Source organism: Thermoplasmata archaeon (assembly GCA_038874435.1).
Taxonomy (GTDB): domain Archaea; phylum Thermoplasmatota; class Thermoplasmata; order Lutacidiplasmatales; family SKW197; genus SKW197.
In genome coordinates this window covers 24949-33936 of the sequence record JAVZCK010000021.1, presented here as the reverse complement: position 1 = coordinate 33936, position 8988 = coordinate 24949, and the positions used below count along the sequence as shown (strand labels likewise).

The following is an 8988-nucleotide window of genomic DNA, read 5'->3' as shown; positions in this document are numbered from 1 at the left end:
TGGAGATTGTCATGCATCCCATCCTCCTTCGTTTTTATTCAGGGAATTCTTAGAAATAAATTAAGGTTTAGGGTTGTGAATAGAACCATGCTGCTTTATATACTAGCACCCCAAATCTTTATGACCCATGAGATTGATCTGTTTTTTCTTTACCTCACAACTACATCAAATCTGTTGCTCACGACCACATTTTCCTTTTCATCACTTGTTTCAACAATGCAGTAGAGATCTACTCCATGCTTGTGGGCAAGGTCAGTGAGGTCCTTTATGAAACTGAGATACTTGTTGAAGTCAACTCTGAGCTTAATCACATCACATCCATCAATCACGATATGTTTGATACCTTCCTTAATCCCATCCTTTATTGCTATTATAAATGTAGTATCTACTGCTTCTGGCTTGATTGTCTTTACATCTTCGATGTCTAGGTCGGTAATCCAATAGTATTCTGCCTTTCCAAAGTACTTTTCGACTTTTTTCGGATGGGTTCTAGTTATCACAAGAACTTTCTCTCCTACGGGAATTTGTGCAGAAATCTTTTCAAGGGAGTCCTCCTTCCTATAATACAGATATGTTCTTGCTCCTGTTCTATCTGTTTCTACACCGGATAGTTTAAGTTCCTTATCAAACATTGCAGAAATCATCTTTATTTTTTCTTCCTCGAAGAATGCTGGGCGTATCTGGGTGATGAAGGTAGAGTTTGTTGTCGAAGCCACATCCACGATGTCCTTCAGGAAGTTTGACACAGCTTCAAATCCGCATTTTGTAGTGAGATACTCAATATCATCAATAAGAACAGTTGAGCCAGGATTTTCTCGCATGAAGTTGATTATGCTTTGTGCTATCTCAAAATCAAGTCGTTCTGGGTTTGCTGCCTGTTCCTCTGTTTCAACTTCAGTAATCCATATAATTGGCAGTTTCTCAATTTTAAACGCACTTCTGACAGATGTAGGTGGTTTGCCAGTCACACAAAGTCCCGGCTTTTGTGTGGAAAGGGTGCGGAGCAGGAAGTAGGGAGCATTTGTATGATTGTCCACAATTACATAGTTGTAGCCGTGCTCCACCTTGAACGGTATTTTCTCCTTAACTCCATCCGTTTTTTCGGTTTCAGCGGTAATTGAGAAAAGCCTGTATTTTGAGATGGCATAGCCAAGCAGTATCGTTGAAAAGCTCATTCCAAAGGGCGTTGGGTCGATGAAGCTAGGTCTGAGCAGGCCTATCACATTACCCACAAACGGAACAATTGCTGCGAAAATGAGGATTCTTGCCTGGGCTTTCTCAATTTTTGTTCTTGCCTGTTTTATTGAGATTAAAAGTGAAATAAAACCTGCAAGAAGGATAGAATACTGAATGGCAGTGTGAACCCACCAAAGAGTTGCCCATTCTCCATAGTATTTTCCTGGGGCAAGAGGGGCCTCATAATAATAGGAGAAGTAGATGTGTGTAAATGGATTTGTGAGGCAAAGGAACACGAATGCACCGGCTATGCTAAAAAGAACACCATAAATCCATTTTTTATTCAAAATGTTTCGCCAGATTGGTACTGCGCTAGCTACTAAGAAGAACGCAGGGGGTGTTAGTATTATTCCAATGTATTTGAAGTGGTAGAATGCCAGCACCATCTGGGTCTCACTTGAGAACCAGAAACCTGTTTCGCCTAGTAGCCAGATTATCATTGCAATTGAAAGCAACAGAAACAGCTTGTTTTTTCTACCTTTCGGGTCGGCCCAGTAGCCTCGATGAGCCACATACATTGTGGCTATTGCAGTCACCAGAAACATGGTGCCGTAAACATAGTAGATTATCTCCATCCTAGTCCCTCTATGTTCTTCATAGATATAAAATTTTTTACAATCCAGAGGAGAACAAAATTTGCACAAAAATGCAAATGCTAATTTTATTGTAAGTTTTATATACTGCAAAGTCATATTGAAATCGGATGCAAGGAGTGTATGTCAGAGGGAGGTTTCTCAATCTCTATCTCAGTTACATCAGCTCCAGATGGGGTCCGCTTGGCTACAATTCCTGCATTAAGGAGACGGGACTTCAGAGATACGGGAAAATTGAAGATTCCACAGAATACCCTATCTCCACATTCTGTGAATTGATTACATGGCTTAGCCGTGAGAAGGGAGAAGAGCATGTGTTAAACGCTGGGAAGCATGTGGCAATGGCGTATTCTCAAAAAAACCAAGAAAAAGACATAAAAAAAGCCCTTCAACGGGCAGCTTATTCAATTTCAGAGTCCTTTAGACATGCCCACATTTCAGTTCACCTGGAGGAAAATGGTGCTAAATTATATGTGGGTAACATAAATTTCCGAGAAGAATGTTGCACCGCCTGGATTGGAATTATAAAAGGTGTCCTGGAGCAAATTGGCCAAAACGCAGAAATTTTGGAAGTTGAGTGCCAGACACGGAACGGAAAATTCTGTTGTTTCTCGCTTAGATGGTAGGTTTTCTCACAGCAAGCACTGGACATGGAGCATTTTTTATGACAGTTTCTGCAACACTCCCAAGCAGAATTTTGTCCACTCCTGACTTTCCCGTGGTTCCCATCACAATCATGTCAATCTTCAACTTTTTAGCAATTCTTACAATTCGTTCTGCGGGGATACCCTCATCAACGCTTGCCTCAATTTCGAGACCCACATTCTTTGCCCTCTCTTTTAACTCTCTCAGCAAGTTCCAACCACTTTCGTAAAGCTTTGCTTTAGCACGAACAAGCACATCGTCCTCTGGCAGTCCTGCGAACGGGGAAATGTCAACCACATAAACTGCAAAAAGCTTTGCATTCAGGTTCTTAGCCATGTCAAATGCGAGCTTGTAAACACCTTCCATTCCCTCAGAACCGTCTGTTGCAATCAGAATGTTCTTTACTCCTGCGACCTGGTTCCCAACCATTCTTAATCCTCCTTGAAGATTGGCACAGCGAGTACATCGCAGTGTGCACCCTCAATCACTTTTTCGGCTGTGCTTCCAAACAGTTTTCTGGATAATGCTCTTCCAATGCTCGCAATCTCCCCACTGAGTTTTTCAGTGGTTGTGAAGGAGGGCAGAAATTCATCTGTTGAGGAATGCCTTGTGCCCATGACTATCAGGTCTGCCTTGAGTTTTTTCGCAATCTTTATGATTTTTTCAGCTGGATTTCCTTCTTCGATCAGCACCTCGACTTCATTGCCCCTTTCTTTGCAGAATTTTTCAAGGGTTCTAAGGGCGTTCCACCCTTCCTCATAAAGCTTTGCCTTTATACTCTGAACAACCTCATCCTCTGGGAAGTCAATGAATGGTGTGAGGTCAACCACATAAATTCCGTAAATCTTTGCCTCCATTGTTCTAGCAATGTCCACAGCTATGGAAAGTACCTGTTCCATGTCTTCAGAGCCATCGGTGGGTACCACAACAGTTTTGACCATTTCAACCCCCTCTCCAAATTTCAGCAACCAGGGCTTTCACTGCCCGTCTCACGGCCTCTTCTGAGCCATGCACTGGTTTCCAGCCTAACGAACGAATTTTCTCTGTGGAAAGCAGCATCCTAGGAACATCCCCGCTCCAGCCCCTGTCTCCACCTGTGTATCTGAACTTTACTTCCCTTAAACCAAGTTCCTCAACCACTATCTCTGCAATTCTCGTCACATTTATCCAATCATCCGACCCAAGGTTGAAGATGTTCACCTGCTCATTAGCATGCTCAAGACCAAAGAGCATTCCGCTCACAGTATCCTCAACACTCAGATACGACTTGGTTTGTTTTCCATTCCCAAGAATCTCAAGTTCCTTTGGATTTCTCTTCAGCTTGTTAATGAAGTCCACTATCACACCATGGGTGCCTCTCGCTCCAACTACATTTGCAAACCTGTATATCCAGCACTGGAAACCATAGGAACCACAGTAGGCAGTGATAAAGCCCTCAGCACCAAGTTTTGCTGCACCGTAAAGTGAGATGGGGATAAGAGGACCATAGTCCTCTGGTGTGGGGATTTTCTTTGCCTCTCCGTAAACCACCGAACTGGATGCAAACACAATTCTCTTTACTTCTTTTTGACGCATCACTTCAAGCAAATTGTGGGTCGCTACAACACCCTGTTTTAAGTCCACATCTGGGTTAGCGGTCCCATGCCTTATGTCTGGGTTCGCAGCAAGGTGGAACACAATTTCAACGCCCTCTGCAGCCTGCGCAGTGACTTCTCTGTCCAGCAAATCACCATGGATGAACTTCACCCTATTGCTGTCTATGTGCTCTTTGATATACTCTATCCTACCTCCTGATAAATTGTCTATAACTGTCACTTCCTCGCCTTTGGCAACGAGAGCATCTACCAGATGACTCCCTATGAAACCAGCACCACCTGTGACTAGGCACCGCAAATCAGCACCTCATTTAGAGGCGTCCTTTATGCAGGACTCAAGTACATCCAGTCCCTTCTCGAGATACTCTTCTTCAATTGTGAGTGGAGGAATGTACCTTATTCCTGATTTGCCGCATGGAAGCAGAATCAATCCACGTTTGTAAGCAAGTTCCACAATCCTGTCCCTTTCCTTCTTCGCATACTCCTTTGTCTTCCTGTTTTTCACGAATTCTGTTGCCTGCATCAGCCCAAGACCACGAACATCACCGATCAACTCATACTTTTCTTTCATCTCATTTAATCTCTTGCTCATCGACTTTCCAAGTTTCTCAGCACGCGCTGTGAGTTTTTCTTTCTGAATCACATCAATTGTTGCAATGGCTGCAGCACAGGAAACAAGGTTGCCACCATAAGTGTTTGAGTGTGCACCTTCCACACCCCAGTCATACTTTGCATTGAACACAATCGCACCAATAGGGATTCCAGAGCCCATTGCCTTCGCAATCGAAACAATATCTGGCACAACACCAAAATGCTCTATGGCAAACATCTTCCCAGTTCTACCGAAACCTGCCTGAACCTCATCATCTATGAACAAAATCTTGTGTTTTTCTGCAATTTTCTTTATTTCTGGTAGAAACTCTTTCGGGGGCACAATGTAACCGCCTTCCCCTTGTACTGGCTCTGCGAATATGCCTGCCACTTCTTCTGGTGGAATGAATGTGTCAAAATAAACCTCGTCCAATATTTTTGCGCACCAGATATCACATGATGGATATTCCAGCTTGTATCTGCATCTGTAGCAGTATGCATAGGGTATGTGATTTACGCCAGGCATCATTGGAAAATAGCGGTCTCTGTGAACTGGCTTGCTTGCTGTAAGTGCAAGAGCCCCCATCGTTCTTCCATGAAAAGCACTGATGAATGCCATAAATTGCTTTCGCTGTGTACTCCATCTTGCAAGTTTGATTGCGGCTTCGTTGCTCTCTGCACCGCTATTTGTGTAAAACACCTTCTTTGCAAATTTGCCAGGTGTAATTTCGCAGAGTTTTTTTGCGAGTTCAACCTGAATCTCGTAGTAGAAATCAGTCCCTGCAAAATGCATCAATTTTTCTGATTGGGTTTTGATAGCTTCTACAATTGCCGGATGACAATGTCCGAGATTGAGGACGCCAATACCTGCACTGAAATCAATGTAAACATTACCATCTACATCTTCGAGAATTGCATTCTTTGCCTTTGCTGCAACTACTGGAGAGGTTTTTGTGCTAGTAGCGAGATACTTTGTATCCTCTTCCACAATCTTCTTTGCCTTTTTTCCAGGCGGAACTTGAATTATTTTTGGAACATCCATAATTTCACCTCAAAACCCCAATAGGTAGACAGATAAAATGGTTTCTGTAGTTTTTATTAAGACATGCCAGGTCCTCTTTTCTAATTTATTCCATCGCCACGGAGACCAAAGCCCAATCTTTATATAAGCACAGTCCTCTTATTTTCCGAATGAAGGTGTATCTTGAATGTTATGGTTGCACGCTCAACACCGCAGAAAACGAGGCACTAGTTGGGGGCCTGCTTGCAAACGGGATGGAGAGGGTGAACAAACCAGAAATTGCACATATCATAATTCTTGGCACTTGCACAGTAATTGAGACCACGGAACGGCACATGATTTCCAGGATTAAATCGTTGCTGAACTATGGCAAGATTCTAGTTATAACTGGTTGTATGGCTTCTGCACAGCCAGAAATTTTGAAACACTATGCTCCAAACGCCATTTTATTGCCCCCTGGCAAATACGCTGATGTTCTGAGGGTTTTGGGTATTTCTAATCGGGAAATTTCACTTGAGCCAATTGTGAACGATGTTGTGGCGGCAATTCCGATTGCAAACGGGTGCACTGGAAATTGCAGCTACTGTATCACCAGAATCGCAAGGGGAAGATTGAGGAGCGTTAATGTAGAGGAACTGCGAAGGGAAGTTTTCGATTGTGTGAGAAAGGGTGCGAAAGAACTGCGGCTGACAGCCCAGGACACTGCGGCATATGGTGCCGACATTGGTACAGACCTAGCATCATGCATAAATGAAATCGTGCGTGTGAGAGGCAACTTCAGAATCAGAATTGGAATGATGCATCCAAAAAATGTGATTCCAATCCTTCCTGCGCTCATAAACGCCTATACCCACAAGAAGGTTTTTAAGTTCCTGCATCTGCCTGTGCAATCTGGTTCGGATAGAATTCTTGTTCAGATGCACCGCAACCACACAATAGCGGATTTCATAAACATTGTGAACCAGTTTAGGAAAAGGTTTAGGAAGTTTACGCTCTCTACAGACATAATTGTTGGCTATCCTACTGAAGATGAGGATGACTTTGAGGCCTCGCTCCGTCTCATTGAGCATGTAAAGCCAGATATAGTAAATGTGACAAGATTTTCCGCAAGACCGAAAACATCTGCATCTAAACTGAAACCGATAACAGAGAGAATAGTTAAGGAGCGTTCGAGACGTCTTGTTGAGCTCCGTTTCCAGATAAGCAGGAAAAATCTGGAGCAAAGAATTGGGAGTGCGGAGCAAGTGCTGGTTTGTGAGCGGGGTAAGGGGAACACAGTCATAGCTAGGACTATAGATTATAAGCCAGTAATAATTGAGCAAGAAGTGGGGCTGGGAAGCTATGTGGATGTCAAGATTGTAGGCGCTACCGACATTTACCTGCTTGGAAAATTACTCTGACCCTCAATCTCAATTCTCAGGCGTTTGTCATAGTATCTTGCTGCCACACAGCTTTCTATGCACTGCAGACATTTCTTGCATTTCTTAAGCTCATAAATTGGTTTTCCATCTCTTATCTCTATCGCTTTTACTGGGCATGCCCTAAGACAAATTCCACAAACAGTGCAAAATTTTGTTCGAGCCATTTGTTTAGCTAGTAAAACAAGCACTTTTTCCGCCTCTTTCTTGTCTTTTGAAACTACGGTAAAATCACCATTCAAGAAGAGAAGAATCCTGGCTTTTGATGTTCTCACAATCACCGCGTCGTATTTTCTTTCAGTCACACCTATGATTCCTAGAGCATTCTCCGCCTCTATTATACTATCTAGGAGATAAGGGAAATTTCCATTGAGAATCACTTCTCCGTCACATGTGATTGTCTCCTTTACTCGGATTTCCTCAGTAGTTTCACTCTTCGCAGCCATTTTTTTTGGTGGCTGTTTCCAGCGCCAAATCCCTTTTTTCCAGAAATCTTCCGTCAGTCCATGAGACATCGCCCATTGTTTAAGAAAATCCATCCATCTTGTGTACATCTCAGGGTGCAGGGAAGCAACCTCGTCAAATTCGCAAGCGTGTTCTGCAGGACACAGATAACAGCCGATTCTCTCAAAGTCATGGTAATAAAGCGAATTTACTTCTAGGTTTTGCCAGAGTATGTAGAGCCAGATATGAAAGGCACTCCAGTCCCTGATTGGATTAACTAGGACTTGCCCTGGCACAAAAGGGTTTTGCTCCACAAGTTCTATGTTCTCTCTTGCAAATGACTCCGCTTTTCTTCTCCCTTCTATGCACAAAATTTTTTGTCCGTGCTCTGCAACAAACTTCGCAACAGGTGCTAACTTACACACCTTACAGCACCATCTGTAATCCTTTGCTGGTGGACCCATTTTTTCAACGAGGTCCCAGAACGAATTTTCAGGTCTTAGAACATACAGTTTTTTGCCTTGTGTCTTTCTCTTCACATATTCTACAGTTTCTTGAAACTCAAGTCCTGTATCCACAAAAAGCACAAAAAAGTTATTGAGGCATTTGTGCAACAGATGAAATGCGACAGCACTGTCCTTTCCACCGCTAAAAGAGATACCAACATCATATCCCGCGAATTTACTAAGTGTATCCTTTATCTCGCAGAGGGCCTTCCTCTCTATGTTTCTTAGTGCTATCTCATTTCCTTTTACCATTTTCTCCAACGATACAGTGCTTTCTTTAACTTCGTATTTACCAATGTCTTTCACCTTGATACACTTTTCAGGCAGGTCTGTATTTTGTGCAAACTTTGGAACACCCGCAGCAGTATATTTGCCAACCAAAATTATGACCTCTTCGTGGCCTGAAACTTCATGCATTTCACGAACCTCATTTGCATATATCCAGCCATTTTTCAGATGCCGTTTTAAGGCCGTTTCTTCCACAATCACCACATTTTTGTTTGCACCTTTCCTGGCAAGCAAAAAGGCACCATAGCCCTTCAACGAAATTTGGAATCTTTTTTGTTCCGGAAAGTAAGCAATTATTCCAAAGAGCTTGCCATCAACGATTATTTCTTCTGCTCTATCTACACCAGCAATCTTATGTAAAAGCACAAGTTTCTCACTCAATGCATCCTTGACCCCATAAACCCCGTAAAGAAGGTTGTTAATTTTTCTAACAGTATCTTCAAATCCCGGTCTGATTTCCAGTCCATGATGGAGTAGAATTCTGGTTCCATTTCCTCCACAAATTCCACATTTTTCAGTAATCAAGGGAATGTTACATTTTTCGCACCAGAAGAGCCAGCCCTTCCGTTCATGGGATTTTCGCATTAGATGGGAAAATGGGACAGAGGATATAGAAGTTTTGAAATATACGAGTGAAACTGTATTACTCTG

Annotated in this window: 8 protein-coding genes; 2 read left to right on the top strand and 6 right to left on the bottom strand. The window is 42.8% G+C overall.

Translation table 11 applies throughout. From position 1 onward, the window contains the following. Positions 1-149: 149 nt before the first annotated feature. Positions 150-1811, bottom strand: a complete 1662-nt coding sequence (locus tag QXD64_07615; GenBank protein ID MEM3397179.1) for a DUF835 domain-containing protein — start codon at positions 1809-1811, stop codon at positions 150-152. Between the two features lie 128 nt (positions 1812-1939). On the opposite strand from QXD64_07615, the gene QXD64_07610 reads away from it, so the two are divergent. Next, positions 1940-2455, top strand: a complete 516-nt coding sequence (locus tag QXD64_07610; GenBank protein MEM3397178.1) for a hypothetical protein — start codon at positions 1940-1942, stop codon at positions 2453-2455. On the opposite strand, the gene QXD64_07605 is transcribed toward QXD64_07610, so the two are convergent. Genes QXD64_07605 through QXD64_07590 form a run of 4 tightly spaced genes read right to left on the bottom strand, consistent with a single transcriptional unit; the run spans position 2445 to position 5702 of the window. Beyond that, the gene (locus QXD64_07605; protein MEM3397177.1) at positions 2445-2903 is read right to left on the bottom strand and encodes a universal stress protein; all 459 of its coding nucleotides are present in this window, start codon (positions 2901-2903) and stop codon (positions 2445-2447) included. The two genes, QXD64_07610 and QXD64_07605, sit on opposite strands and share 11 nt — an antisense overlap. A gap of 2 nt (positions 2904-2905) precedes the next feature. After that, the gene (locus tag QXD64_07600) at positions 2906-3415 is read right to left on the bottom strand and encodes a universal stress protein (protein ID MEM3397176.1); all 510 of its coding nucleotides are present in this window, start codon (positions 3413-3415) and stop codon (positions 2906-2908) included. 1 nt (position 3416) lies between these two features. Beyond that, a complete protein-coding gene (locus tag QXD64_07595; protein ID MEM3397175.1) occupies positions 3417-4367 on the bottom strand; it encodes an NAD-dependent epimerase/dehydratase family protein in 951 nt (316 codons plus the stop codon). Between the two features lie 9 nt (positions 4368-4376). Next, the gene (locus QXD64_07590; GenBank protein MEM3397174.1) at positions 4377-5702 is read right to left on the bottom strand and encodes an acetyl ornithine aminotransferase family protein; all 1326 of its coding nucleotides are present in this window, start codon (positions 5700-5702) and stop codon (positions 4377-4379) included. Positions 5703-5851: 149 nt separating this feature from the next. Between QXD64_07590 and QXD64_07585 the strand changes: the two genes are divergently transcribed. After that, a complete protein-coding gene (locus QXD64_07585; GenBank protein MEM3397173.1) occupies positions 5852-7081 on the top strand; it encodes a tRNA (N(6)-L-threonylcarbamoyladenosine(37)-C(2))-methylthiotransferase in 1230 nt (409 codons plus the stop codon). On the opposite strand, the gene QXD64_07580 is transcribed toward QXD64_07585, so the two are convergent. Further along, positions 7057-8922 carry a phosphoadenosine phosphosulfate reductase family protein gene (locus QXD64_07580; protein MEM3397172.1) on the bottom strand — a complete coding sequence of 622 codons (1866 nt, stop codon included), beginning with the start codon at positions 8920-8922 and terminating at the stop codon, positions 7057-7059. The genes QXD64_07585 and QXD64_07580 overlap by 25 nt on opposite strands. Between the last annotated feature and the right edge of the window lie 66 nt (positions 8923-8988).